This window comes from Deinococcus seoulensis (assembly GCF_014648115.1).
Classification (GTDB): Bacteria; Deinococcota; Deinococci; order Deinococcales; family Deinococcaceae; genus Deinococcus; species Deinococcus seoulensis.
Genome location: NZ_BMQM01000003.1, coordinates 71,987 through 96,845 on the forward strand (window position 1 = coordinate 71,987; position 24,859 = coordinate 96,845).

At 69.0% G+C, this 24,859-nt stretch carries 24 protein-coding genes; 16 read left to right on the plus strand and 8 right to left on the minus strand.

Annotated features, from left to right (window positions below; translation table 11 throughout):
• Positions 1-77: 77 nt before the first annotated feature.
• The 8 genes from IEY70_RS03690 (at position 78) to IEY70_RS03725 (ending at position 8,949) form a co-directional block, all read left to right on the plus strand.
• On the plus strand, positions 78-845 hold the full coding sequence (locus IEY70_RS03690; RefSeq protein WP_189063653.1) for a sulfite exporter TauE/SafE family protein: 768 nt from the start codon (positions 78-80) through the stop codon (positions 843-845).
• On the plus strand, positions 842-1,132 hold the full coding sequence (locus IEY70_RS03695) for a hypothetical protein (RefSeq protein WP_189063654.1): 291 nt from the start codon (positions 842-844) through the stop codon (positions 1,130-1,132). Before IEY70_RS03690 ends, IEY70_RS03695 begins: the two co-directional genes overlap by 4 nt.
• Positions 1,133-1,186: 54 nt before the next feature.
• Positions 1,187-2,092, plus strand: a complete 906-nt coding sequence (locus tag IEY70_RS03700; RefSeq protein WP_189063655.1) for a phosphotransferase family protein — start codon at positions 1,187-1,189, stop codon at positions 2,090-2,092.
• 44 nt (positions 2,093-2,136) lie between these two features.
• Entirely contained in the window at positions 2,137-4,482 is a 2,346-nt protein-coding gene (locus tag IEY70_RS03705) for a 3-hydroxyacyl-CoA dehydrogenase/enoyl-CoA hydratase family protein (protein ID WP_189063656.1), read from the plus strand.
• Between the two features lie 17 nt (positions 4,483-4,499).
• Complete coding sequence (locus IEY70_RS03710; protein ID WP_189063657.1) at positions 4,500-4,901, plus strand: four helix bundle protein; 402 nt, start codon at positions 4,500-4,502, stop codon at positions 4,899-4,901.
• Positions 4,898-6,088: an alpha/beta hydrolase family protein gene (locus IEY70_RS03715; RefSeq protein WP_189063658.1), complete on the plus strand. Its 1,191-nt coding sequence runs from the start codon at positions 4,898-4,900 to the stop codon at positions 6,086-6,088. Before IEY70_RS03710 ends, IEY70_RS03715 begins: the two co-directional genes overlap by 4 nt.
• 88 nt (positions 6,089-6,176) lie before the next feature.
• The gene (locus IEY70_RS03720; protein WP_189063659.1) at positions 6,177-7,370 is read left to right on the plus strand and encodes a thiolase family protein; all 1,194 of its coding nucleotides are present in this window, start codon (positions 6,177-6,179) and stop codon (positions 7,368-7,370) included.
• A gap of 346 nt (positions 7,371-7,716) precedes the next feature.
• Entirely contained in the window at positions 7,717-8,949 is a 1,233-nt protein-coding gene (locus IEY70_RS03725) for a cation:proton antiporter (RefSeq protein ID WP_229777598.1), read from the plus strand.
• Between the two features lie 220 nt (positions 8,950-9,169).
• On the opposite strand, the gene IEY70_RS03730 is transcribed toward IEY70_RS03725, so the two are convergent.
• The gene (locus IEY70_RS03730) at positions 9,170-10,060 is read right to left on the minus strand and encodes a hypothetical protein (RefSeq protein WP_189063660.1); all 891 of its coding nucleotides are present in this window, start codon (positions 10,058-10,060) and stop codon (positions 9,170-9,172) included.
• Between the two features lie 85 nt (positions 10,061-10,145).
• Between IEY70_RS03730 and IEY70_RS03735 the strand changes: the two genes are divergently transcribed.
• Positions 10,146-11,351: a 23S rRNA (cytosine(2499)-C(5))-methyltransferase gene (locus tag IEY70_RS03735; protein ID WP_189063661.1), complete on the plus strand. Its 1,206-nt coding sequence runs from the start codon at positions 10,146-10,148 to the stop codon at positions 11,349-11,351.
• 178 nt (positions 11,352-11,529) lie between these two features.
• Here the strand turns inward: IEY70_RS03735 and IEY70_RS03740 are convergent, their stop codons facing one another.
• From IEY70_RS03740 to IEY70_RS03755, 4 genes are read right to left on the minus strand one after another with little or no spacing between them, the layout of a single operon-like run.
• Complete coding sequence (locus IEY70_RS03740) at positions 11,530-12,006, minus strand: DUF6691 family protein (protein WP_189063662.1); 477 nt, start codon at positions 12,004-12,006, stop codon at positions 11,530-11,532.
• A gap of 4 nt (positions 12,007-12,010) precedes the next feature.
• Positions 12,011-12,577, minus strand: a complete 567-nt coding sequence (locus tag IEY70_RS03745) for a YeeE/YedE family protein (protein WP_189063663.1) — start codon at positions 12,575-12,577, stop codon at positions 12,011-12,013.
• Positions 12,570-13,163 carry a hypothetical protein gene (locus IEY70_RS03750; protein WP_189063664.1) on the minus strand — a complete coding sequence of 198 codons (594 nt, stop codon included), beginning with the start codon at positions 13,161-13,163 and terminating at the stop codon, positions 12,570-12,572. The genes IEY70_RS03745 and IEY70_RS03750 overlap by 8 nt, the downstream gene beginning before the upstream one ends.
• The gene (locus IEY70_RS03755; protein WP_189063665.1) at positions 13,163-13,450 is read right to left on the minus strand and encodes a hypothetical protein; all 288 of its coding nucleotides are present in this window, start codon (positions 13,448-13,450) and stop codon (positions 13,163-13,165) included. The genes IEY70_RS03750 and IEY70_RS03755 overlap by 1 nt, the downstream gene beginning before the upstream one ends.
• Positions 13,451-13,738: 288 nt before the next feature.
• Between IEY70_RS03755 and dinB the strand changes: the two genes are divergently transcribed.
• Positions 13,739-14,818 carry a DNA polymerase IV gene (gene dinB, locus IEY70_RS03760; protein ID WP_229777599.1) on the plus strand — a complete coding sequence of 360 codons (1,080 nt, stop codon included), beginning with the start codon at positions 13,739-13,741 and terminating at the stop codon, positions 14,816-14,818.
• 61 nt (positions 14,819-14,879) lie between these two features.
• Positions 14,880-15,581: an HAD family hydrolase gene (locus IEY70_RS03765; RefSeq protein WP_189063666.1), complete on the plus strand. Its 702-nt coding sequence runs from the start codon at positions 14,880-14,882 to the stop codon at positions 15,579-15,581.
• A 55-nt stretch (positions 15,582-15,636) separates the two neighbouring features.
• Here the strand turns inward: IEY70_RS03765 and ppsA are convergent, their stop codons facing one another.
• Positions 15,637-18,018: a phosphoenolpyruvate synthase gene (gene ppsA, locus IEY70_RS03770; protein WP_189063667.1), complete on the minus strand. Its 2,382-nt coding sequence runs from the start codon at positions 18,016-18,018 to the stop codon at positions 15,637-15,639.
• A gap of 172 nt (positions 18,019-18,190) precedes the next feature.
• Between ppsA and IEY70_RS03775 the strand changes: the two genes are divergently transcribed.
• On the plus strand, positions 18,191-19,030 hold the full coding sequence (locus tag IEY70_RS03775; RefSeq protein WP_189063668.1) for a pyruvate, water dikinase regulatory protein: 840 nt from the start codon (positions 18,191-18,193) through the stop codon (positions 19,028-19,030).
• Between the two features lie 70 nt (positions 19,031-19,100).
• Here IEY70_RS03775 and pgi read toward each other — a convergent pair whose 3' ends face one another.
• Positions 19,101-20,771 (minus strand): glucose-6-phosphate isomerase, encoded by a 1,671-nt coding sequence (gene pgi, locus IEY70_RS03780; RefSeq protein WP_189063669.1) that lies wholly within the window; start codon positions 20,769-20,771, stop codon positions 19,101-19,103.
• Between the two features lie 237 nt (positions 20,772-21,008).
• On the opposite strand from pgi, the gene IEY70_RS03785 reads away from it, so the two are divergent.
• Entirely contained in the window at positions 21,009-21,230 is a 222-nt protein-coding gene (locus IEY70_RS03785) for a hypothetical protein (RefSeq protein ID WP_189063670.1), read from the plus strand.
• Positions 21,231-21,333: 103 nt separating this feature from the next.
• Here IEY70_RS03785 and IEY70_RS03790 read toward each other — a convergent pair whose 3' ends face one another.
• The gene (locus IEY70_RS03790) at positions 21,334-22,008 is read right to left on the minus strand and encodes a TetR/AcrR family transcriptional regulator (RefSeq protein WP_189063671.1); all 675 of its coding nucleotides are present in this window, start codon (positions 22,006-22,008) and stop codon (positions 21,334-21,336) included.
• 291 nt (positions 22,009-22,299) lie between these two features.
• Here IEY70_RS03790 and hpf point away from each other — a divergent pair, with 291 nt between their 5' ends.
• The 3 genes from hpf to IEY70_RS03805 all read left to right on the plus strand — a co-directional run bounded on the left by hpf (position 22,300) and on the right by IEY70_RS03805 (position 24,718).
• Complete coding sequence (hpf, locus tag IEY70_RS03795; RefSeq protein WP_189063768.1) at positions 22,300-22,866, plus strand: ribosome hibernation-promoting factor, HPF/YfiA family; 567 nt, start codon at positions 22,300-22,302, stop codon at positions 22,864-22,866.
• A 363-nt stretch (positions 22,867-23,229) separates the two neighbouring features.
• Complete coding sequence (locus IEY70_RS03800; protein ID WP_189063672.1) at positions 23,230-24,342, plus strand: butyrate kinase; 1,113 nt, start codon at positions 23,230-23,232, stop codon at positions 24,340-24,342.
• Between the two features lies 1 nt (position 24,343).
• Positions 24,344-24,718: a hypothetical protein gene (locus IEY70_RS03805; protein ID WP_189063673.1), complete on the plus strand. Its 375-nt coding sequence runs from the start codon at positions 24,344-24,346 to the stop codon at positions 24,716-24,718.
• Positions 24,719-24,859: the final 141 nt, after the last annotated feature.

Here is a 24,859-nt window from a genome sequence, read left to right on the forward strand (position 1 = left end):
AGTACGCCGGTCAGGCTGCCGGTCAGCGCTCCGGCATCCGCCGGGAAATGCGCTAGGGTTCTGAACGTGATTCCCTCATGATCAGCGCGATGATGATGGCCGTGATCGGCGTGGGCCTGCTGGCCGGGGTGCTGGGCGCCATCCTGGGCCTGGGGGGCGGCGTGGTGGTCGTCCCGGCGCTGGAGTTCGTGCTGCCGCACTTCGGGCGGGAGATCAGCATCTCTCAGGCCGTGGCGGTCAGTCAGATCGGGGTGCTGGCGGTCGGCCTGAGCGGCGCGGCCAGTTACCTGCGTCAGGGGCTGGTGCGCGCCCGGACCGGGTACCTGCTCTCGCCGTACACGATCGTGGGCGGCGCCGCCGGGAGTTTCCTGGGCCTGATCCTGCCGGCGCGGGCGGTGGCGACGGTGTTCGCGCTGCTGCTGCTGTACTCCGCGTTCAACCTGCTGCGCGGCCTGAAACGGGTGGAGGTCGAGCGCCCCCCCAGTCGTCTGGTGCCGCCCGCCATGACGTTCGCGGGGGTCATGAGTGGCCTGCTGGGCATCGGCGGGGGCACCGTGCAGGTGCCGGTCCTGAACCTGCTGGCGGGCGTGCCGATCCGGCAGGCGATCGCCACGAGTACCTTCATCATGGGCCTGACGGCGGTGGGGAACGCGCTGGTGTATCAGGCGGGCGGCCTGCTGGACATTCCGCTGGCGGCCGGGATCGCGCTGGGCGTGCTGATCGGCGCGCGGGCCGGGGCGACCCTTCAGAGCCGCATTCCGGCCGCGCAGCTCAAGCTGTTCTTCAGTCTGCTGCTGATCTTCACGGCCGGGCAGTTGCTCTGGAAGTACTGGGGGCAGGCGTGAGCGCCCCGCAGTCGCCGCCCCCGCAGAAGCCGGATACCGAGCTGGCCGGGCTGCCCGCGTGGCTGTACCCGCTGGGCTTCTGGGTGGGGGTGGCCCTGCTGGCCGTGGGCGTGCTGCTGCCTGCTTACGCGTGGGTAGGTGTGGTGTGGATCGCGTCGGTGCCGGTCCTGGCGGCCGTGTGGGTGGCGCTGGCGGGGTGGCGCGTGGACCGCCGCCTGAGCGTGGCGGCCGCGCTGGCGCTGGCGGGACTGGCGCTGGTGGTCGTGGTCCGGCAGTTCATCGGGTAGATCCGGGCGGCGCACGTGGGGCGCGTGATGGGACGCGTGTGGTGCAATGAACGGGTGAACCGACTGGAACTCCCGGTCCTGAGTGCGGCGCAGATGGCGGCGCTGCTGCCGGATGCCCCGGCCAGCGTGACGTGGCTGGGTGCGGGCAGTGATCACTGCGCCTTCGCGCTGGATGGGGCGCGGGTGCTGCGCCTGCCGCGCTGGCCGGGCGGGGGAGAGGCGCTGCGCCGCGAGGCCCGGCTGCTGGCGTGGCTGGCCCCCCGGCTGGGTGGCGCGCCGCTGCCGGAGGTGTTGCACCTGGGTGCGGCCTCGCCGCTGGCCCCGGAGGGCTTCAGCGTGGCGCGGCGCGTGCCGGGTCGGTCGGGGCTGGGGGCCGCGCTGACCGACCCGGCCGCGCTGGGGGGTGCGCTGGGGCGCTGGCTGGCGGATCTTCACGCCCTGAACCCGCAGGGGTCCGGACTGACCGTGGACCTCGACCCGTCCGGGCACGACTGGCGGGACACCGCGCTGGACGATCTGGAGGCGGCAGCAGAGGCGGGCGTCCTTCCGGAGGCCGACGCCTGGGCGGCCCGCGTGCAGGCGGTTCCAGATCTCCGGAAGGTCGTGCCGGTGCCCATCCACGGGGATTTCGCGGCCGAGCACGTCTGCCTGGACGGGCAGGGTCGGCTCTCGGGCGTGCTGGACTGGTCGGACGGGGCGCTGGGTGATCCGGCGCGGGATCTGGCGGGCCTGATCCACTGGGGGGACGCGGCGCTGCTGGCGGCGGCCCGCGCGGCGTATCCGGCGGTCGGTCCGTCCTGTGGGGCGGTGTGGGAGCGCGCAGCGTGGTACGCGCTGTGCCGGGCGCTGGGGGATCTGGCGTTCGGGGTGGGGGAGGGGCGGCCCGCGTACCTGGGGGCGGGACGGCGCGCGCTGAGTGGGCTGCGGGTGTGGTGGACAAACGCCCCGATCCCGCCGTAAACTTGAACCGAGTCTAATTTTAAGTGAGCCCCTCAGGAGGTCGCATGAAGATACAGAAAGCTGCCGTTATCGGCGCGGGCGTGATGGGTGCCGCCATCGCCGCGCAACTCGCCAACGCCGGGATTCCCGTGATGCTGCTGGACATCGTCCTGCCGGACAACCCCGACCGGAACTTCCTGGCCAAGAGCGGCGTCCAGCGCGCCCTCAAGGCCCGCCCCGCCGCCTTCATGGACCCGGCCCGCGCCGCCCTGATCCAGGTGGGCAACCTCGAAGACAACCTCAAGGACCTCAAGAACGCCGACTGGATCCTCGAGGCGATCATCGAGAAACTCGACGCCAAACGCAGCCTGTGGGAACGCGTCGAGAAGGTCGCCAAGAAGACCGCCATCATCTCCAGCAACTCCAGCGGCATCCCCATGCACCTCCAGATCGAGGGCCGCAGCGAGGACTTCCAGCGCCGTTTCGTGGGCGCGCACTTCTTCAACCCGCCCCGCTACCTGCACCTGCTTGAAGTCATCCCCACGCCCAAGACCGACCCCAAGGTCACCGAGACCTTCAGCGAGTTCGCGCAGACCACCCTCGGCAAGGGCGTCGTCGTCGCGAACGATGTGCCGGGCTTTGTCGCCAACCGCATCGGCGTGTACGGCATCGTCCGCGCCATGGACCACATGCAGCGCGCCGGACTGACCCCCGCGCAGGTCGACCAGCTGACCGGACCCGCGCTGGGCCGCGCCAGTAGCGCTACCTTCCGCACCGCCGACCTCTCGGGCCTGGACATCATCTACCACGTCGCCAGCGACCTCGGTAACGCCACCCCCGACGACGAGGACTTCACCCTGACCCCCGCCTTCCGCACGCTGGTCGAAGAGAAGAAGATGCTGGGCGACAAGACCGGCAGCGGCTTCTACAAGAAAACCAAAGGCGCAGACGGCAAGACCAAGATCCTGAATCTGAACCTCGACACCTTCGAGTACGAGGACCAGGGCCGCGTCAAGGTCGCCGCCGTGGACGCCGTCAAGGGCCAGCCCCTCGCCACCCGCGTGAAAGCCCTGTACGCCGCCGAAGGCCAGGAAGGCGAATTCCTGCGCGGCGTCATGAACGACGGCTTCTGGTACGCCGCCAAGATGGCCGGCAACGTCAGCAACCGCCTCCAGGACATCGACAACGCCCTCAAATGGGGCTTCGGCTGGGAACAGGGTCCCTTCGAAACCATGGACACCCTGGGCGTCCAGACCGTCATCGCCAACCTGGAAGCCGAGGGCCGCACCCTGCCCCCCCTGCTGGCCGCCATGAAAGAGTCCGGCCGGGACGCCTTCTACGCGGGCGACGAGACCGTCACCCCCGAAGGCCAGCCCACCAAGTACGAGGCGCCGTACTTCATCCTCACCGACCTGAAAAAAGACGCCACCAGGGTCATCAAGAAACGCGCCGGAGCCAGCGTCATCGACCTCGGCGACGGCGTGCTGCTGGCCGAATGGCACGCCAAGATGAACGCCCTCGGTGAAGACCAGCTCCGCACCGTGCAGGACGCCCACAAACTCGTGCAGGACATGGGCTACCACGGCCTCGTCATCGGTAACCAGGGCGAGAACTTCAGCGCCGGCGCCAACCTCCCCCTGATCCTCTCGCAGGCCCAGGCGGACGAGTGGGACGAACTGGACGACATGATCAAACAGTTCCAGCAGGTCACCACCAGTCTGCGCTTCAGCCCCCACCCCACCGTCGCCGCGCCCTTCGGCCTGACGCTCGGCGGCGGCGCCGAATTCACGCTGCACGCCGACCACGTCGTCGCCTCAGCCGAACTGTACATGGGCCTCGTCGAAGTCGGCGTGGGCCTCATCCCCGGCGGCGGCGGCACCAAGGAAATGCTGCTGCGCTTCACCGACATGCAGCAACCCGGCCAGCAACTCGGCGCCACCCTGCTGCCCGCCGTGCAGCGCGCCTTCGAACTCATCGGCACCGCCAAGGTCAGCACCAGCGCCCTCGAAGCCCGCAAACTCGGATTCCTGCGCGACACCGACACCGTCGCCATGAACAAGAACCACATCCTGCAAGACGCCAAACGCCAGGTCCTCGCCCTCGCCCCCGGCTACGTGCAACCCACCCCCCGCCAGGACATCCCCGTCATGGGCGACGCCGCCATCGGCGCCATCAAGAGCGCCCTGTACGGCATGCACGAAGGCGGCTACATCACCGACTACGACCTCGTCGTCAGCGGCGAACTCGCCCGCGTCCTCGGCGGCGGCACCGGCAACAACCGCGCGGCCAAAGTATCCGAACAGCACCTCCTCGACCTCGAACGCGAAGCCTTCCTCACCCTCCTCGGCAAGAAAGGCACCCAGCAACGCATCGAGCACATGCTCAAAACCGGCAAACCGCTCAGGAACTGAGCGAAGGCGGATAGCAGATGGCAGAAGGCAGAAGGCAAAACTCAGCTCTCAGCGCGGCGGGATTCTTCCCGTTCGAGGACCTTGAGGTCTACCACCTCTCGGTGGAGTTCGCTGCGGGAATCTACGCCCTGACCCGCCATCTGCCTGCCGAGGAACGGTTCGGGCTGACCAACCAGATCCGGCGTGCGGCCACGTCCATCACGCTCAACATCGCTGAAGGACGCGGCCGGGGAACGGACCGGGATTTCGCCCGGTTCCTGACCCAGGCACGCGGCTCGCTCTACGAGGTCATCAGCGGTCTCCACCTGTCCACCCGACTGGAATTCATCGCCGCGACGGACACCACCCAGCTCAACGAGCAGGGACGCGTGCTTGCCGCCAAACTCACGGCCCTGATCAATAAGCTGGGAGCCACATGAGCCATCTGCCATCTGCCATCCGCCATTCGCGCCGCACACTCCGCCCACGGCATCTCGGCTGGGCCGCCCTGGCTTACGCCGGGGTGGTGCTGGCGGGTGCGTTCCTGGGTGCGGAGATCACGTTGCGTAGTAAGACGCGCCGCGTGAAGGGCGTGTTCGTGCCGGTGGGGCGGCGGGGGAACAGTGTGTTCCTGCCGGCCAGTGCCGAGACGCTCTCGCGCGGGCCGATCGGGATCGTGCCACTCCTGCCGAACAAGGGGCACGCGGTGCTGGGCGAGCGGAAGGTCGTGGGGACGCTGGTGCGCCGCGAGGTGCAACAGGAACGGGGCGTGCTGCCGAACGGCGCGCTCGCGTGGGCCAGTACGTTCGTGTACAACGGCACGCCCGCGCAACTGGGCGTCGAGTTCGAGCACACGGCCGTTCACACGCCACTGGGCGACATGCCCGCGTGGCACATTCCGCCCAGTGGTGACGTGCCGGGCCGCGCGGACACGCTGGTGATCGTCGTTCACGGACACGGTGGTCAGCGCGCCCAGGCGTTGCGGATGCTCCCGGCCTTGCAGCGCACCGGGACGGGCAGCCTGTTCGTCACGTTCCGTAACGCGCATGGCGCTCCGGCCTCCCCGCAGGGCTACCTGACGCTGGGCGACCAGGAAGCCGAGGACGTACTGGCCGCGCTGCACTGGGCCAGAGACGCCGGGTACAAGCGCGCCGTGCTGTACGGATTCTCGATGGGCGGCAACATCGCCCTGAGCGTCCTGCGCCGCAGGCACCGTCCGTACCCGCTGCCGATCCTGGGCGTCATGCTGGACTGCCCCGCGCTGGACTGGCGGGACACCATCCGCTCGCAGGGTGTCCGCGTGGGCATCCCGGCGTTCATGGCGCGGCACGTGGCACGCTTCGTCGAACGGATCGTCACGCACCGCAGCGGTCAGGACTTCGACACCGTCGATCAGATCGCCGCCGCGCCCACCTTCGACGTGCCCATGATCCTGTGGCACGGCACCCGCGACCGCACCATTCCCGTCGGGCAGGCCGACCGTCTGGCCGCCGCCCGCCCCGACCTGATCGAATACCACCGCGTGGAAGGCGGCAAGCACATCCGCGTGTGGAACATCGACCCCGAGCAGTACGACGCTCAACTGGAAACCTTCATCGCCCGCGTGGTACCGGAGGCCCAGGGGTGAGCGGGGTCGACTTCAAGTTCTGCCTGTCCATGATGGGACCCATTCATATTCAACCGTCCGAGAGAGACGGTCCAAGGAGAGAACCCTAATGCGTGACGCTGTTATTGTTTCTGCTGTTCGGACGCCCGTTGGGCGTGGTATCAAAGGCACCCTGGCGAACACCCGCCCCGACGATCTGGCGGCGCTGGTGCTGAACGAGGCCGTGAAGCGCGCCGGGATCGACGCGGCGCTGGTCGAGGACGTGTACTTCGGGTGCGCGATCCCCGAGGCCGAGCAGGGCCTGAACATCGCGCGTCTGGCGGCGCTGCGGGCGGGTCTGCCGGACAGCGTGGGTGGTGTGACCATCAACCGCTTCTGCTCCAGCGGCCTTCAGACGATTGCGATGGCGGCGGCTGCCATTCAGACCGGTCAGGCGGACGTGATGCTGGCGGGCGGCGTGGAGAGCATGAGTATGCTGCCCATGAGCGGTCACAACCCCAGCCCGAACCTGGACCTCGTGGACGCCCGGCCCGGCGCGTACATCGGGATGGGCATGACGGCCGAGAACGTCGCCGCGAAGTACGGCATCAGCCGTGAGGATCAGGATGCGTTCGCATTCCGCAGTCACCAGCGGGCGGCGGCGGCGCAGGATGCCGGGAAGTTCGACGCCGAGATCGTGCCCGTGCCGGTGCGCGTGGATAAGGTCAAGGGCACGAAGGTGAAGTCCGAGACCATCAACTTCGATAAGGACGAACTGATCCGCCGGGACGCGAACCTCGCGGACATGGCCAAGGTCCGCCCGGCGTTCAAGGCGACCGGTTCGGTCAGTGCGGCGAACAGCAGTCCCTTCAGTGACGGCGCGGCCGCTGTGCTGATCATGAGTGCCGAGAAGGCGCAGGAGCTGGGCCTGAAACCCCTGGCGAAGTTCGTGGGCTTCGCGGTGGCGGGCGTGGACCCGGAACTGATGGGGATCGGCCCCGTGAAGGCCATTCCCAAGGTGCTGGCGCAGACGGGCCTGACCCTGGCCGACATCGACCTGATCGAACTGAACGAGGCGTTCGCGGCGCAATCCCTGGCCGTCGCGCGTGAACTGGGCCTGAATCAGGAGATCATGAACGTGAACGGCGGCGCCATCGCGCTGGGCCACCCGCTGGGCTGCAGCGGCGCGAAACTCGCCACGACCGCCATCTACGAACTGGGTCGCCGGGGCGGCGGGAAGGCCCTGATCACCATGTGCATCGGCGGCGGCATGGGCGCGGCCGGCGTGCTGGAAGTGTACGGGCAGGAGCAGGCCGCCGACTGATCGGCCTACCAGAGCGGGTGGGGGGAGGAGCCTGTGTGGCCTGCCCCCCCCCGCTCTGTTGCGTGTTGTCTTGCCCGGATCTTTAGGTTTGCCACATGAGGGCAGCCGGGCACGCTATCCTGAGCGTCAATGAAGTCGCGTCCGTGCGGCTGGGAACGGCCCCCATAGGCCGCCCTGGTGGAGACAGTTCAATTCGAACTGTCTTCGTTTTTATTGGTTTCCTGACCGTCCGGTTCTTGATTGCGCCCTCGCCTGACGCCCGGTGTTCAGGATGCCGGAGTGACCGGCATACCCGAATGAAGTCGTTCGAATGAAGTTGTTTTCGTGGAGGTAATCGATGATGAATGTGACCCGTATTCTTCCGCTGCTGGCCCTGGCGTCCGGGAGTGCCCTGGCGGCCAGCTCGTCCGGTACGGCCAATCTTCTGTTCAGTCTGTTCTGGGTGGTGCTGGCCGCGTCCGTGTTCGGGGTGATCGCCTCGAAACTGGGTGTTCCGGCCGTGGTGGGGCAGGTGCTGGCCGGTATCCTGATCGGCCCGAGTCTGCTGAACCTGGCCCGCCCGGACGAGTTCCTGCTGAGCCTCGCGGAGCTGGGCGCGGTGTTCCTGCTGTTCATGGTGGGTCTCGAAACCCGGTTCCGGGACCTGCTGGCTGTGGGGAAGGAGGCGCTGCTGGTGGCGGTGCTGGGCATCGTGATTCCGCTGGCGCTGGGCTTCGGCTTCGGGCTGTTCCAGGGGCAGGGGAATGTCAGTGCGCTGTTCGTGGGCACGGCGCTGGTCGCCACGTCCGTGGGCATCACCGCCAAGGTGCTTCAGGAGATGGGCGTGCTGGACGCCCGGTTCGCGCAGGTGATCCTGGGCGCGGCCGTCATCGACGACATCCTGGGCCTGACGCTGCTGGCCGTCGTGAGCGGCCTGGGTGCGGGTGAGAGCATGGGCGCGGCGCAGGTCGCGTTGATCCTGGGCCTCAGCGTGGGCTTCGTGGCGCTGGTCCTGGCGGTCGGCATTCCCCTGATCCGCCGCTTCCAGCCCCGGTTGCAGAACCTCAGTCTGGCGCGCATGTTCAACGTGGCCATCGTGGTCGGTCTGGGCGTCGCGGCCATGAGTACCGTCGCGGGCCTCGCGCCGATCATCGGGGCGTTCCTGGCGGGCATGGTGCTGGCCGAGGTGAAGGACGAAGTGGAATTCGAGTCGAAAGTCCACGCGCTGGAGGCGTTCCTGGCCCCGATCTTCTTCGTGGTCGTCGGGTTGCAACTGGACCTGAGCGTGCTGGGCACGCCCACCGTGATCATCGCGGGCCTGATCCTGACCGTGCTGGCCGTGATCGGCAAGGTCGTGGGTGGCCTGCTGGGCGCGCGCAGCATGGGCGGGCAGCAGGCGCTGCTGGTCGGTGTGGGTATGGTCCCGCGCGGCGAGGTCGGCCTGATCGTCGCCAGCCTGGGCCTGGGTGCCGGGATCATCAATGGGAACGTGTACGCCGAGGTGCTGCTGATGGTGCTGCTCACGACCGTCCTGGCCCCGCTGGCCCTGCGTGTTCTGGCCCGCCGGGCGGGACCGGACGCCATCGCCGCGAAAGCCTGAGCCACACGTCCGGCGCTGTTGACGGGGCATCATACGGACTCCGATTGAATGGCTTATAAAGCCGCTGGGTCCGAGCGGATGCGAGTAGGAGAGAAACGGATTCCGGACGTGGAGTTGGCAGATCGGTGGTGTCCCGATCTGTCAACGAAATAAACGGAATCCGTATCACCCCATCAACAGCGCCATTCACGGCCCTGATCGGAGTCCGTATCAGGTGTGGTCAGTTGGGGCGGCGGACCTCGACGGTCAGGACCGGCAGGCCGCCTGACAGGTACTCGGCGTACTCGGTGGGTTCACTGAACCGCATGGTGCGTCCGCGCATCTCGGCGGTGTGGCCGTGGGCGAACACCTGCCTGTAGTGGTACTGGTAGTTCAGGAGCGCGTCGAACAGCTCGGCGGCTTCCTCGCCACTGTCGACCGGTGCGAGCCACGCGAGGTTCGGTTTCCCGAAGCGTTCGAATCCGCGCGTGGTGTAGTACACCTGCCCGTCGTCCGGACGGTGGAATTTCAGCAGGCCAGTCCAGAAGAGCGTGGGCATCAGGGCCAGTTCGCCGCCCTCATGCCTGGGCAGGGCGAGATCCAGCGCGTCCGCGACCACGCAGTTGAAGGCAGTCTCGTCGGTCACGCCCAGCGGCTGCAGGGCGGTCGCCACGGCGTACAGCAGCGTCAGGGTCTGGTCGGGGGGAAGGTGCGTCCAGCAGCTCAGGTGAACGTGGGCGCGGTGGGCGCGCAGGCGGTCCTTCTGCTCATCATTCCAGTTGCTGAAGTGAATGCTCGTGTGCTGTTGCTCGGGCGTCAGGGGCGTCCGCTCGCCGTTCAGGACCACCATGTACGGCCCGGCCGTCAGGGTTGCACTCCAGCCCAGCGGCAGTTCGGTCCACGCGTCCAGCGTGGTGGGCGCCACGTCCGGCAGGGCCGTTTTTGCCAGCAGGTCGTCCAGGCGCGGCAGCATGTCGTCCAGGTTCTGGGGCAGCGTGTCGAACAGTGCGTTCACGAAGAACGCCGGGTTGGGCAGGCCCTGAAACGGGTCGGCCGGATCGTGCTCGACTCCCGTGTCGACGTGTTCACTGCGGCCCAGGAGGCGATTCAGGAAGGATTTCACGCGGCTCATGCTGCCGACGGTACCACCTGCCCGGGCGCGGCGTGACCGCATCTGACCGGCGGGTCGGTCGCGGCCCGTGCGGTACGCTGGGGGGATGCAGGACGCCGCTCCCACTCCCCGTTCCCGCCTGAGACTGCGGGTCTCTCCGGCCGCCGAGACGCACATCCGCGCCGGGCACCCCTGGGTGTACGAATCGAGCCTGCGCGACCAGAACCGTGAGGGTGACGCCGGTGAACTGGCCGTGATCTACGACCGCCGCGACCGGTTCCTGGCGATCGGACTGTTCGACCCGGACAGCCCGCTGCGCGTGCGGGTGCTGCACCAGGGTGCGCCCGCCACGCTGGACGACGCGTGGTGGGCGGCCCGCCTGGACGCCGCCCTGCTGCGCCGCGCGCCGCTGTTCGGCCCGGACACCGACGGGTACCGCGCCGTGAACGGCGAATCCGACGGCTGGCCCGGACTGGTCGTGGACCGCTACGCGGACACGCTGGTCGTGAAGCTGTACACCGCCGCGTGGTTCCCGCACCTGGAACGCGTGCTGGACCTCCTCGAAGCCCGCTTTCCCGGCAGTGGGGTCGTGCTGCGCCTGAGCCGCAACATTCAGGTACGCGCCGCCGCCGCCGGCCTGCACGACGGTCAGGTGCTGGCGGGCGCCGTCCCGGACGGCCCGGTCGTGTTCCACGAGACCGGACTGGCGTTCGAGGCGGACGTGCTGCGCGGCCAGAAGACCGGCTTCTTCCTGGATCAGCGGGAGAACCGCCGCCGGGTGGAACGGTACGCGCGTGACCGCCGCGTCCTGAACGCCTTCTCGTTCAGCGGAGGCTTCAGCCTGTACGCCGCGCGGGGCGGCGCGGCCCACGTGATCAGCCTGGACCTCAGCGCGCACGCCCTGCGCAGCGCCGAGCGCAACTACGCCCTGAACCCGAAACTCGCTGCGCCGCACGAGACGGTGCAGGCCGACGTGTTCGAATGGCTGACCGAAACGCGGGCCGAGTTCGACATGGTGATCCTCGACCCACCCTCACTGGCGCGGCGTGAGGCGGAACGCACGGGCGCGATCCGCGCGTACGGCAAACTGGCCGCCGACGGCATCCGCCGCCTCGCGCGGGGCGGGATTCTGGTCAGCGCGTCGTGCTCCGCGCACGTCAGCGCCGACGAGTTCTGGGCGGCCGTGCGCGAGGCCGCAGGTCGCAGCGGCCGCACCTGGAAGGAACTGCACACCAGTCAGCACGCCCCGGACCACCACGCGACCTTCGCGGAGGCGCAGTACCTCAAGGCGATCTTCATTCAGCTCGACTGATCAATGGTGCGGATAGGTTCATCACTTCAGGGCAGACCAGCGATGAACACGCAGTGGTTACTCCTCCCCTTGAGGGGGGAGGCTGGGAGGGGGTGAGCAGGAGAGAAGCGGGTTCCGGACGTGGAGCTGGCAGGGGCGGTGAAGTCCCGGGTTGTCAGCGAAACAGACGGAACCCGTGTTACAGCAGTTTCTGCACGGCGCCGAAGGCCCAGGTGCCGACCAGGGCGGCGGCCAGCACGATCAGCATGGGGAGCAGGCTGCTGCCCAGCAGCGCGAAGATCGGTCCGGGGCACACGCCGGCCAGTCCCCAGCCCAGTCCGAAGATCAGGCCGCCCAGCACGTACCGGCTGGTGGGTCCGGTCTTGGCGGGGACGTGGATGGTCTCGCCGTTCAGGGCGCGCGGTCCGGCGCGGCGTAGCAGGGTGGTGGTGATCAGTCCGGTCAGGACGGCGCTGCCCATCAGGCCGTACATGTGAATGGACTGAAAGCGGAACATCTCCTGAATGCGGTACCAGCTGGCGGCCTCGGATTTGATCAGCAGCACGCCGAACAGCAGCCCGGTGATCAGGAACGGCCACTGCCGCAGCAGCAGGTGCGCGGTGGAGGTGGTCGGCGGGCGGCCGGTGGCGGTCGGGGTGGGCGTGGTGCTGATCATGGGTTCACCTCAGGAACAGGGGCAGCAGCAGGTTGGCGCTGAGAATGCCGCCCGCGAAGAACGAGACGGTGGCGATCAGGCTGGGCAGTTGCAGGGTGCTCAGGCCCGTGATGGCGTGCCCGCTGGTGCAGCCTCCGGCGTAGCGGGTGCCAAAACCCACCAGCAGGCCCGACAGGATCAGCAGGCCCCACGTGGCGGGGCGGGTCAGGTCGGTCAGTTCGGCCGGGAGCAGGCCGGGCTGCACCTGCACGCCCAGCGCGCCGAGGCTCTGCACGGCTGCGCCGGTCAGCTGCGCGGGCTGCGGGTCGCGCATGAGCGTGGCGGCCACCACGCCGCCCAGGATCAGTCCGGCGGCGAACATCAGGTTCCAGCTCTGGGCGCGCCAGTCGTAGCGGAAGAGGCTGGGTTTGGCCGCGTTGGGCAGCAGGATGGCGCAGGCGTGGCGCAGGTTCGAGGAGATCCCGAAGGCGCGGTTGCCGAGCAGCAGCAGCAGCGGCACGGTCAGGCCGATCAGGGGGCCGCTCACGTACCACGGCCAGGGTTCCTGAAGCAGGCGCAGCAGCTCAGGCACGCGCGGCTTCCTGCGCGGCGTGCGCGGTCATGCACTGCGCGAAGGCGTCTTTCAGGGCGGTTCCGGCCTGTTCGTGAATGGTCAGTTTGATCTTCACGACCATCTTGGGGACCAGTGCGCCCAGTTCGGTCAGGTCGCGGCAGGCCGAGAGTTTCGCGGCGTGCGGCGCGGCCCGGCCGCCCAGGTGTTCGGTCAGGACGCCCTGAAGGTACGTGATGATGTCCGGCAGGGTGTGCGGAAGCGCGGGTTCCGGAGCAGTCGTCGCCGGGGCCGTCGCTGGGGCCATTGCTGGGGTGGGCAACGCGTCGTCGGGCAGGGCGTTCAGGGCGGCCTGCGCTTCCTGCATCAGCTGTTCCTGCAGCTGCGCGGGCAGCGGGGCGGCAGGCGCAGCGGGCGCGGCGGCGGGGGCCAGCAGGTTCAGCTGCTGAAGGTCTTTCAGGGCGCTCTGCAGTTCGTTCAGGGGCAGGCGGGTCAGCGCGGCGACCTCTTCCAGGGCGCGGCGGCCGTTGCACATCATGTAGACCCGCAGCTGTTCCCGCGTCAACTGAAGGCCGTCCGGGCGGGGAAGTCGCTCGTAGATCATCATCAGTCCAGGGTTCCCAGCACGTCACGCACGAGGTTCAGGACCAGGATCACGAACACGGCGCCCAGCAGCAGGATCACCGACAGGATCAGCATCGAACTGTCGGCGGGGCGGCCGAAGGTCATGGCGCCCACCACCAGGTAACTCAGCGCGAACGCGGCGATCATGGCGAGCAGCTGCGTGAGGCGCGTGCCGATCAGCCCGCCGGACGCCCTTGATTTCAGCTGGTACCCGAAAAAGGTGCTGTAGGCCATGATGAGGAAACCGGCGGCGATGAGTGCGATGGTCATGAGAGGTACTCCTTGAACGGACGAGAGAGGGCAGAAAAAAGGCAGTGAAAGACCGTGGCCGCCCGGCAGGGAGGCTGGTAGGACAGGCACCTGAAGTGGTGCCTACCTGAGTGCTTCGATCTCAAAGTATGAAAAATCTCTCTTACGAAGTTATGACACGGCACCCCCTCCAGGGACGCACCCAGCGGGGGTTTCCGGGATTCTGGAGGGGGGTGTGCCTCCCCCCCGGCGCCCCGCCGGGACGTGCCACCACCCAGCCGGATTACGTTCCTGGCGTACCATGCGGGCGTGCCTGACCTGCCCCCACGCAAGATCATTCACGTGGACATGGACGCCTTCTACGCCTCGGTCGAGCAGCGCGACGACCCGGCCCTGCGCGGCGCGCCACTGGCCGTCGCGTGGGGCGGGCGGCGCTCGGTGGTCCTGACCGCCAGTTACGAGGCCCGCCCGTTCGGCGTGCGCAGCGCCATGCCGCTGTACCGCGCGCTGGAACGCTGCCCGGACCTCGTGGTCGTCCCGCCCCGCTTCGAGGCGTACCGGGAGGTCAGCCGCCAGATCCGCGCGGTCTTCCAGACCTTCACGCCGCTCGTCGAGCCGCTCTCACTGGACGAGGCGTACCTGGACGTCACCGCGCCCATCCGGGGCGGCCCCAGCGCCACCCGCATCGCGCAGGCCATCCGCGCCGACATCCGCGCGCAGACCGGCCTGAGCGCCACCGCCGGGGTCAGCGTGAACAAGTTCCTGGCGAAACTCGCCAGCGGCATGAACAAACCCGACGGCCTGACCGTCATCCTGCCGGATCAGGTGCGCGCCCTGCTGGACGCCCTGCCCGTCGGTGACTTTCACGGGGTCGGCCCGGCCACCGCCGCGAAACTCGCGGGCATGGGCATTCACACGGGCGCGGACCTGCGCGCCGCGCCGGAAGCCGCGCTACGCGACCGTTTCGGCGTGCACGGCGCGCACTTCTCGCGGATCGCGCGCGGCCTGGACGACCGGCCGGTGCAGCCCGACCGCCCGCACAAGAGCATCGGCGCCGAGGAAACGTACGCCGACGACCTGCGCGGCGTGCCCGCCGTTCTGGAGCGCCTGCCCATCCTGGCCGCGCAGGTGCAGCGCCGCCTGGAGCACGCCGGGCTGACTGCCCGGACGGTCGTCCTGAAACTCAAGTTCAGTGACCGCAGCGTCATCACGCGCCGCGTCACGCTGCCGCACCCGGTCAGCGCCGCCCCGGACCTGACCCGCGCCGCCGCCCGCCTCCTGACCCCGGAACTGCTGCTGGGCCGTAGCGTCCGGCTGGCCGGAATCACGGCCGCCAGCCTCGTGCCCGCCGGGCAGCAGCCCACGCAACCGCTGCTGCTGGGCGGCTAAGTACACTGCGTTTACCTTGTAGATAAACCGCGCGGAGCAGGGCAGGGGGTAGAGTCGGGCGGTGAACGCACCGATCCGCGCCGTGATTCTGGACCTGGACGACACCCTCTTCGACGACACGGCCTGCACGCACGCGGGCCTGCGCGCCGTGGCGCGGGCGCATGGCCTGAGCGTGGACCCGGCCGATCTGTTCGCGCGGCACGCGGCGCACATCCGCGCCATCGACCCGCTGCTGTTCAGCGGTCAGCTGGACGCGCACGGCGCGCGCGTGCGGCGCTTCACGGGCCTGCTGACCGAACTGGGCGCCCCCGACCCGGACGGCGAGGCCGCCACCCTCACGTACCGCGCCGCGTACCGCCAGCACTGGCAACTGCTGCCCGGCGCGCCGGAAGTCCTGCGTGACCTGCGGGCCGCCGGGCTGCGGCTGGCCGTCCTGACCAACTACGTGCGCGAGGTGCAGGGGCAGAAACTCGCGCACTTTGGGCTGGACGCCATGGTGGACGCCGTGCTGTGCGTGGAGGACGTACCCGCCGCCAAACCCGACCCCCGCGCGTACCACGCCGCCTGCGCCGCGCTGGACGTCACGCCCGCGCAGGCCGTGATGATCGGGGATTCCTGGGAGAAGGACGTGCAGGGCGCCCGGAACGCCGGACTGCGCGCCGTGTGGGTCAGCCGGACCGGGCTGCCTGCCCAGGAACCCGGTGTGCCGGTCGTGTCGCGGCTGGCGGACCTGCCCGTCACGCTGGGCCTCGTGCCCGCCTGACGCGGGCAGGGGGCGGAACACGGCGCCCGCGTTCCGCCCCCCGCCCTGCCCGTCTTCAGCTCTGAACGGTCGCGCGCGCCTCGGCGCCCTCACCGGCCAGGTGCAGCCAGGTGCCCAGCACGCTGTCGGGGTTCAGGCTGACCGAGTCGATGCCCTGCTCCATCAGCCAGCGGGCGAGATCCGGGTGGTCGCTGGGGCCCTGCCCGCAGATGCCCACGTACTTCCCGGCGCGTTTGGCCGCGGCGATGGCCTGTGCCATCAGGGTCAGCACGGCCTCGTTCTGCTCGTCGAACAGGTCCGCGACCAGCCCCGAGTCGCGGTCCAGGGCCAGGGTCAGCTGCGTCAGGTCGTTGCTGCCGATGGAGAAGCCGTCGAAGTGCTCCAGGAACTGGTCGGCCAGGATGGCGTTGCTGGGAATCTCGCACATCATGATGATCTTCAGATCGTTCTCGCCGCGTTTCAGGCCGTTTCTGCCCAGAATCTCGATAATCTGCGCGGCCTCGCCGACGGTGCGGACGAAGGGAATCATGACCTGCACGTTCGTCAGGCCCATGTCGTCACGCACGGACCGGATCGCCTCGCATTCCAGCGCGAAGGCCGCCGCGAAGTCCGGCGAGCGGTAGCGGCTGGCGCCCCGGAAGCCGATCATGGGGTTCTCCTCGTGCGGTTCGTAGGCGGCCCCGCCGATCAGGTGGGCGTACTCGTTGCTCTTGAAGTCGCTCAGGCGCACGATCACGGGTTTCGGCGCGAAGGCGGCGGCAATGGAGGAGACCCCCTCGGCCAGCTTCTCGCGGAAGAAGTCACGTGGGCTGGCGTACCCGCCCGTCTTCTCGTCGATCTGCGCGCGCACGTCGTCCGGCACGTTGGGGTAGTCCAGCAGGGCGCGCGGGTGAATGCCGATCACGTTCGAGCAGATGAACTCCACGCGGGCCAGTCCCACGCCCTCGTTCGGCAGGGCCGCGAAACTGAAGGCCCGGTCGGGTGACGCGACGTTCATCATGATCTTCATGCCGACCTCGGGCATGTTCCCCAGTTCCACGCGGTTCACGCGGAACGGCACCCGCCCGGCGTACACGAAGCCCGTGTCGCCCTCGGCGCAGGACACCGTGACCTCCTGCCCGCTGCTCAGCTCGCGGGTGGCGTTCCCGCTGCCCACCACGGCCGGGATGCCCAGTTCGCGGGCAATGATCGCGGCGTGGCAGGTGCGCCCGCCCCGGTTGGTCACGATGGCACTGGCGCGTTTCATGACGGGTTCCCAGTCGGGGTCGGTCATGTCGGCCACCAGCACGTCGCCGTCCTGCACCTGACTCATCTGCGCGAGGTCCGTCACGACCCGCACCACGCCGGTCCCGATGCGGTTCCCGACGGCGCGGCCCTCGACAAGCACGTCGCCCCGGCCGGTCAGTTCGAAGCGTTCCAGGGTCTGCCCGGCGCGGCTCTGCACGGTCTCCGGGCGCGCCTGAAGGATGTAGATCAGGCCGTCACGGCCGTCCCTGCCCCACTCGATGTCCATGGGGCGGCCGTAGTGGTCCTCGATGGTCACGCACTGCCGCGCCAGTTCGGTCAGGTCGGCGTCCGACAGCGAGAAGGCACGCTGCTCGGCGGGGGGCACGTCCACGGTCTGCACGCCACCTTCCGGCGCGTACTCCATGCGCCTGGCCTTGCTGCCCAGCGTGCGGCGCAGGATGGCCTTCTTCCCGCCTTTCAGGGCGGGTTTGTACACGAAGAACTCATCGGGGTTGATGGCGCCCTGCACGACCAGTTCACCCAGCCCGTACGCGCTGGTGACCAGCACGGCGTCGCGGTAGCCGCTCTCGGTGTCCAGCGTGAACGCCACGCCGGACGCGCCCAGGTCGGTGCGGACCATGCGCTGCACGCCGGCCGACAGGGCCACGTCCGCGTGCGAGAAGCCCTGGTGCACGCGGTAGCTGATGGCGCGGTCGTTGTACAGGCTGGCGAATACCAGCCGCACGTGATGCAGCACCGAGTCGATGCCGCGCACGTTCAGGAAGGTCTCCTGCTGCCCGGCGAAACTCGCTTCCGGCAGGTCCTCGGCGGTGGCGCTGGACCGCACGGCCACGTCCGGGTCGGTCACGCCGGACTCGGCAGCCAGCGCGGCGTAGGCGTCACGGATGGCGCCCTCCAGCGCGGCGGGCAGCGCGGCGGCCTCCACCTGCGCGCGGATCTCCCGGCCCGCCTGGGCCAGCGCCACCACGTCGTTCACGTCCAGTGCGCCCAGGCGGGCGTTGATGCTCTCCTCGATGCGGTTCTCGGTCAGGAACAGCCGGAAGGCGTCGGCGGTCGTGGCGAAGCCGCCGGGCACGCGCACCCCGGCTCCCGCGAGGCCCTGGATCATCTCGCCGATGGAGGCGTTCTTGCCGCCCACGATCTCCACGTCGGTCATCCTTAGTGTATGGAACACACGAATCATATCCATTGCTTTTCTCCGATGCAGAGGGATTCCAGAAGACTGGAAGCGGGCGAATTAGTGTTGCCTTACCCCGCCAGCTTACCCGAGGGCCGCGCCGCGCCCCGCCACTTGTCCAGTGACACGGGCCGCCTGTCTGGGCAGCCGCCCCCACCACCCCGCACATGTCACCCTGAACGGCATGACCCAGGCAGACGCCGCGCCCGGCACCGCACCCCACCCCCGCACCGTCGTCATCGTCAGCGACCACACCGGCCTGACCGCCGAGAACATCGCCCGCGCCCTCCTGGCCCACTTTCCCGGCCAGTCCCTGCGCTACCTGCGCCGCCCGTTCACCGCCGACCTGGGCGCCGCGCAGGCCGTCACCCGCGAGGTCCGCGCGCTGGCCGAACGCGGCGAACACCCGCTGGTCTTCACGACCGTCACCCGCGCCGAGGTCCTGACCGAACTCCAGACCTGCCCCGCGCAGGTGTTCGACCTGCTCGGCCCCGGCCTGAGCGCCCTGGAACACGAATTCCAGCAGCCCGCCACCCGCATCGTCGGCCAGTACCACGACATGCACGACACCGACGCCTACCTGTCCCGCATGGACGCCCTGGACTTCGCGCTCGCCACCGACGACGGCGTGGGCGACAAGCAGTACGGCCTGTCCGACGTGATCCTGGTGGGCGTCTCCCGCGCCGGCAAGACCCCCACCAGCCTGTTCCTGGCCCTGCAACACGGCGTGCGCGCCAGCAACTACCCCCTCGCCGAGGACGACTTCGAACGGCACGGCCTGCCCCTGCCCCTCGAGTCACACCGCCACAAACTGCACGGCCTGACCATCGACCCCCGGCGCCTGCACGCCATCCGCACGCAGCGCAAGGCCGGCAGCCGCTACGCCAGCCTCGAACAGTGCGAACACGAGGTCCGCCGCGCCGAACGCATGTTCCAGCGCGCCGGAATCCCCGTGCGCGACACCACCAGCGCCAGCGTCGAGGAAATCGCCGCCGGGATCCTCAACACCCTCCGCAAGGGCTGAACAGGACACCGGCTGGACGGGAGCGGGAGGCAATCACCCGTGTGGGGCACGCCTCCCGCTCATGCGCGGCTTACCGGCGCGTGCGGTAGCGGCGGATCAGGGTGTTCGTGGAGCTGTCGTGCGTCAGTTCGGGTTCGGCATCGGCGTGCAGTTCCGGCACGATCTTCCCGGCCAGCACCTTGCCCAGTTCCACGCCCCACTGGTCGAAGGAATTGATGTCCCACACGGCGCCCTGCACGAAGACCTTGTGCTCGTACAGCGCGATCAGCGCGCCCAGCGTGTGCGGCGTCAGGCGGTCGGCGAGGATGGTGTTGGTGGGGCGGTTCCCGTCGAACACGCGGTGCGGGGCTAGGTCCGGCTGCACACCCTCGGCCAGCACGGCGTCCAGGCTCTTGCCAAACGCCAGCGCCTCGGTCTGCGCGAACACGTTCGCCATCAGCAGGTCGTGGTGCGGCGCGCCGCCTTCCAGCGGCAGCGGGTTGAGGGTCTGGCAGAACCCGATGAAGTCCGCCGGGATCAGCTTGGTGCCCTGGTGGATCAGCTGGTAGAAGGCGTGCTGGCCGTTCGTGCCGGGCTGCCCCCAGATGACTGGGCCGGTCTGGTAGTCCACGGGCTGCCCGCCCAGCGTGATGTGCTTGCCGTTGCTTTCCATGTCCAGCTGTTGCAGGTACGCCGGGAAGTACGCGAGGTACTGGTCGTACGGCAGCACCGCGTGGCTCTGCGCGTCATGGAAGTTGTTGTACCAGATGCCCAGCAGGCCCAGCAGGACCGGCAGGTTCCCCTCCAGCGGCGCCGTGCGGAAGTGCTCGTCCATGTCGTGGAACCCGGCCAGCAGTTCGCGGAACCCGTCCGGGCCGACGGCCAGCATCAGGCTCAGGCCGATGGCGCTGTCCATCGAGTAACGGCCGCCCACCCAGTCCCAGAAGCCGAACATGTTCGCGGTGTCGATCCCGAACTTCTGCACGGCGTCCGCGTTCGTGGAGACCGCCACGAAGTGCCGCGCGACCGCCGACTCGTCCCCCAGCGCTGCCAGCAGCCACGCGCGGGCACTCTGGGCGTTCGCCATGGTCTCCTGCGTGGTGAAGGTCTTGCTCGACACGATGACCAGCGTCTCGGCCGGGTCCAGGTCACGGGTCTTCTCGACCAGGTCCGTGCCGTCCACGTTCGACACGAAGCGCAGCGTCAGGTCCCGCTGCGCGTAGTGTTTCAGCGCCTCGTATGCCATGACCGGCCCCAGGTCGCTGCCGCCGATGCCGATGTTCACGATGTTCCGCAGGGGCCGCCCGGTGTGGCCCAGCCACGTCCCGGCGCGCACCTGATCCGCGAAGGCCGCCATGCGGTCCAGCACCTCATGCACGTCCGGCACGACGTTCCGGCCATCCACCATGACGGTCGCGCCTGCCGGGGCGCGCAGGGCGGTGTGCAGCACGGCGCGCCCCTCGGTCACGTTGATCTTCTCACCGGCGAACATGGCGTCCCGCCGGGCCTCCACGCCGGTCTCGCGGGCCAGTTGCAGCAGCAACTTCAGGGTCTCGTCTGTCACGCGGTTCTTGCTGTAGTCGAGGTAAAGCCCGGCCCCCTCGGCGTTCAGGCGCTCGCCGCGCTGCGGGTCGGCGGCGAACAGGTCGCGCAGGTGCGCGGCGCGCGTGGCGTCGGCGTGCGCGGCCAGGGCGCGGTAACTGCTCAGGGACGTCAGGGATGCGTGTGCGGGGGCGTTCGATGCAGTGTGTTCCGGTGCCATGTCGTGTTCCTCCCGGGAAAGTGGCCGTCGGTTGACCCGCCGTCCTTTCCCTCAACGCCTGCGAGCATACCCCCACCCCCGGTCGGCGCGGCGCGCCTGTCCATCCCCGGCGGCGGCGTTCCTTCATGCACTGCTCATGCGCCGGGCGCGTCTGGGACAGCAAACGCGACGTGACCCCGCGTTCAGTTTCAGGTTCAGTCAGAGAACTGTGCGAACATTCTCACTACCCTGTACCACATGACCAGGAAGGCGAGGGACGCGAACGACTCAAGCTGGAGCCAGTGGGGGACACCCTACCTGCGAGACGACGCCCGCATTCAGGCGCCACCGGCCGGTTCGACCGTCGAGGCGCCGCTGCAACCCATCTCACCCGAGGCACTCAGGCGCGCCCTGCTGGCCGAGGAACAGCGGCAGGTCTTCGCGCTGCTCAACCGCCTCAGGCGCGCACGACAGGGCTGAACGCACCCCGACAACACGCCACGCACCTCACCTTGCAGCGCCCCGGTCCCCAAAGGCCGGGGCGAATGCCTGACCGCGCACCCTGCCGGGGTTGCTCACCGGGTCAGGGCGTGTCGAGCTTGTCGTGCGACAGGTCGCGCAGACTGGTGCCGGGCGCCAGCGCGCCGTGCATCAGCAGACTGAACCGGTCCTGCCAGTCGCGCAGAACGTCCCGCTGGTCCCGGTGACCGCCGTGCAGCAGCGCCAGAATGAACGCGTCGACCAGCAGCACGCTCAGCATGTTGATGTTCGCCTCGGGCCGCAGGCGACCCTGGTTCTGCATGGCCAGCAGCACAGGCTCCACCATGGCCGCCAGGGTCAGCGCGGTCCGCATGCCGTCACCGGGCACGCCGGGCGCCCGCTGCGGCGCCGGTCTGGCCTCGATGGGCGACGCTCCCAGCACCGCCTGACCGACCGCGCCCACCAGATGCCGGTAGCGCACGCCCAGGTCCGCCATGCGGGCCGTGACCTTGTCCCAGACCTGCTGCGGGTTCGCTCCGGCCCGCAGGCGTTCGGTGGCGTCGTCGCGGCTGGCCTGCACGGCCTTCTCGAAGTGCGCCAGCAGCATGTGGATCTTGCTGGGATAGTACCGGTACAGGTTGGTGCGGCTCACGAACGCCGCCTGCGCGATGTCCTGCGCGCTGATGGCGTCCAGGCCACTGCGCGCGAACAACTCGAAGGCCGCGCGGGCAATGCGCTCGCGCCGGGCGTCATCCTGTTCCTGGCGGTCTACCTTCACGCCCCCAGAATACAGCGCGCCGGAACCCGTCAACTGTACGCGGCCTTCATCTGAACGGGGCGCACCCGGCCGCCGGGAACCTGCCCGGTTCAGGGGCGCCGGTGCGTGTGGCACACGCCGGGCCTGTCACAGCGGGGTGCGAGGTCACCCGTGTGTTCTCCGTTCCGGAGCATACCGCGAAACGGGGGGCGGACGCTGTGAGCTGTTCGCCTGACAGCAAGCTGACCTTGGGCCTATTGTGACGTCACCGGAGCCGATCCCACCCTCCGGGAAAAGGAAGAGGTGAAAGCCGTGCACATCTACAAGCTGTCAGGCCGGAACGTTGAAGTCACCGACGCCATGCGTGATTACGTGCAGGAGAAACTCACGCGACTGGACCGTTACAACGATCAGATCACCGATGCCCGCGTGACCCTGACCGTCCGTGACGTGCGTGACTCCGGACGTCGAAACCGCGTCGAGGTTCAGCTGAACGTGCCCAGCGGCATCATCCGCGCCGAGGAACACCACGCGGACATGTACGCCGCCATCGACCGGGCCAGCGACGTCCTCGAACGGCAGCTGCGGAAATTCAAGACCCGCTACCTGAAAAGCCGCCACGACCAGACCCCGCAGCCCGAGCCCGGCCCGGCCGAAGCGGCCGTGAACGCCGGACTGGACGACGTGACCGAATTCAGCCCCGAGATCGTCCGCATGAAACGCTTCGACATGCGCCCCATGAGCCCCGAGGACGCCGTGGCGCAGATGGAAGCCCTGGGACACGACTTCTACGTGTTCATGCACATGCAGACCAACACCTGCGGCGTCGTGTACCGCCGCAAGGACGGACACTACGGACTGATCGAACCCAGCGTGTAAGCGCCCGCTGAGCGCCCGTCCGCAGGTCGGATTCGCACGTCATACGGACTCCGAGTGAATGGATTGCAAAGGCCATTCACTCCGAGCGGATGCGAGTAGGAGCCGAAGCGGGTTCCGGACGTGGAGCTGGCAGGGGCGGTGAAGTTCCGGATTGTCAGCGAAACAAACGGAATCCGTATCAGAACAGTCGCGCAGGTAGGAGTGGTAAAGGCCCCGGAGCATGAACGCCGGGGCTTTCGCCTGCCTGCTTGCAGACCCGGCGGTCGGTATGGACCGTTCAACCCGAGTTCTTATGAGAGTGCGTTGAAGATCCCCTCATTTGTCCCGGCGGGTGTGGTGGTCAATCTGGTACGCTGCGGCGTTGTGATCGCCCACGTGATCAATCCAGGAACCAGCGGCGTCAAGCTCGCGTGCGCGCGCATCGACCCCAGCGACAATCCGGCGCTTCCCGGACAGCTTCGGTTGACCCTGACCCGCGCCGAACTGCCCCTCAGCGGCCCGCCCGGCGCCGAGCAGGTGCCCGCCATCACGCAGGCCATCCTGGACCTGACCGCCGACTGGCCCGCCCCGGACGCCATCGTGGGGCGCGGCGGCCTGATCGGCAAGGTCACCACCGGCACGTACCGCGTCACCCGGCAACTCTCGGACTACGCGTCGCAGGGCGAACGCGGCCACTACCCACCCAACCTGGGCGGCCCGCTGGCCCTCGCGGCGGCCCAGGTGCGCGGCGTGCCCGCCTTCATCGTGGACCCCCAGAGCGCAGACGAACTGCTGCCCGAGGCGCGCGTGACCGGCCTGCGAGGCATTCACCGCACCGCGGAATTTCACGCCCTGAACGCCCGCGCCGTCGCCCGCCGCGCCGCGCACGAGGTCGGCAAACGCTTCCAGGACGCCCGCATCGTCGTGGCGCACCTGGGGGCGACCACCAGCGTCACCGCCTTCGACCGGGGCCGCGCCATCGACACCACCGGCACCGGCCCCGACGGCGGCCCCATGGGCGCCATGCAGAGCGGCCCCATCCCGCCGCGCGCGCTCCTGACCCTGGCGCACACGCTGGGCGACAGCGCCGCCCTGACCCGCCTGAGCAGCGAGGGCGGATTCCTGGCCCTGACCGGCAGCAAGGACCTGCGCGACCTCGAAACCCGCCTGCTGTCCGAGACGGACGTGCAGACGGTCGCCGCCGCGTTCGTGCATCAGGTGTGCAAGGCCCTGGGCGAGCAGACCGGCGCCCTCAGCGCCCGCCCGGACGCGCTGGTCATCACGGGCGGCATTGCCCGCTGGGACGAACTCGTGGACCGCATCGAGCGGCGCGTCGCGTGGATCGCCCCGGTGCTCGTCATTCCCGGCGAACTGGAACTTGAGGCGCTGGCCGAGGGTGCCGGTCGCGTCCTGCTGGGCCTCGAACAGGCCCGCGAGTGGACCCCCCCTGTCGACGCCATGCCTGCTGACGCCACCCCCACCCCCGACGCTCCCTGACATGCCCCGACGCCGCGCTCCCCGCACCGCCCCCGACCCGATCCGCGCCACCAGCATGTGGCGTGTCGACCAGGTGTTCCTGGCCCGGCACGGCGTGCGCGTGGAGGTCACCTGCTCGCTCGTCAACGACCAGGGCGGCCTGCGGAACCTCAGCGTCACCGCGCCCACCGACGACCCGCACGCCGCCGTCCGTCACGCCGCCCGATTCATCGCCGGGAAGGGCAACGTCAGCAGCGCCCGGCAGGCCCGCGTCCGCTGGACCCGCGAGCAGGCCACCACCGAACAGGACGCACTGATCCGAGACCGCCTGCTGGAAGACGAGTTCCTCGACGAGTTCGAGGACACCCTCGCCGCCGTGCGCGACCAGCAACGCTGACGGAGGGGTAGAAAGTCGGCCGTGGGTGCCCTTGACCCGGACGGCCGGGCCGCGTACACGCTGGTGACCATCCACCATCCACCATCCACCATCCACCATCCACCATCCACCATCCACCATCCACCATCCACCATCACCGTT

Coding starts and splice junctions, on each gene's coding strand:
- IEY70_RS03690 (WP_189063653.1), top strand. CDS start 78: ATGATCAGCGCGATGATGATGGCCGTGATCGGCGTGGGCCTGCTGGCC.
- IEY70_RS03705 (WP_189063656.1), top strand. CDS start 2,137: ATGAAGATACAGAAAGCTGCCGTTATCGGCGCGGGCGTGATGGGTGCC.
- IEY70_RS03710 (WP_189063657.1), top strand. CDS start 4,500: ATGGCAGAAGGCAGAAGGCAAAACTCAGCTCTCAGCGCGGCGGGATTC.
- IEY70_RS03715 (WP_189063658.1), top strand. CDS start 4,898: ATGAGCCATCTGCCATCTGCCATCCGCCATTCGCGCCGCACACTCCGC.
- IEY70_RS03720 (WP_189063659.1), top strand. CDS start 6,177: ATGCGTGACGCTGTTATTGTTTCTGCTGTTCGGACGCCCGTTGGGCGT.
- IEY70_RS03730 (WP_189063660.1), bottom strand. CDS start 10,060: ATGAGCCGCGTGAAATCCTTCCTGAATCGCCTCCTGGGCCGCAGTGAA.
- IEY70_RS03735 (WP_189063661.1), top strand. CDS start 10,146: ATGCAGGACGCCGCTCCCACTCCCCGTTCCCGCCTGAGACTGCGGGTC.
- IEY70_RS03740 (WP_189063662.1), bottom strand. CDS start 12,006: ATGATCAGCACCACGCCCACCCCGACCGCCACCGGCCGCCCGCCGACC.
- IEY70_RS03750 (WP_189063664.1), bottom strand. CDS start 13,163: ATGATGATCTACGAGCGACTTCCCCGCCCGGACGGCCTTCAGTTGACG.
- IEY70_RS03755 (WP_189063665.1), bottom strand. CDS start 13,450: ATGACCATCGCACTCATCGCCGCCGGTTTCCTCATCATGGCCTACAGC.
- ppsA (WP_189063667.1), bottom strand. CDS start 18,018: ATGGATATGATTCGTGTGTTCCATACACTAAGGATGACCGACGTGGAG.
- IEY70_RS03775 (WP_189063668.1), top strand. CDS start 18,191: ATGACCCAGGCAGACGCCGCGCCCGGCACCGCACCCCACCCCCGCACC.
- pgi (WP_189063669.1), bottom strand. CDS start 20,771: ATGGCACCGGAACACACTGCATCGAACGCCCCCGCACACGCATCCCTG.
- IEY70_RS03785 (WP_189063670.1), top strand. CDS start 21,009: ATGACCAGGAAGGCGAGGGACGCGAACGACTCAAGCTGGAGCCAGTGG.
- IEY70_RS03805 (WP_189063673.1), top strand. CDS start 24,344: ATGCCCCGACGCCGCGCTCCCCGCACCGCCCCCGACCCGATCCGCGCC.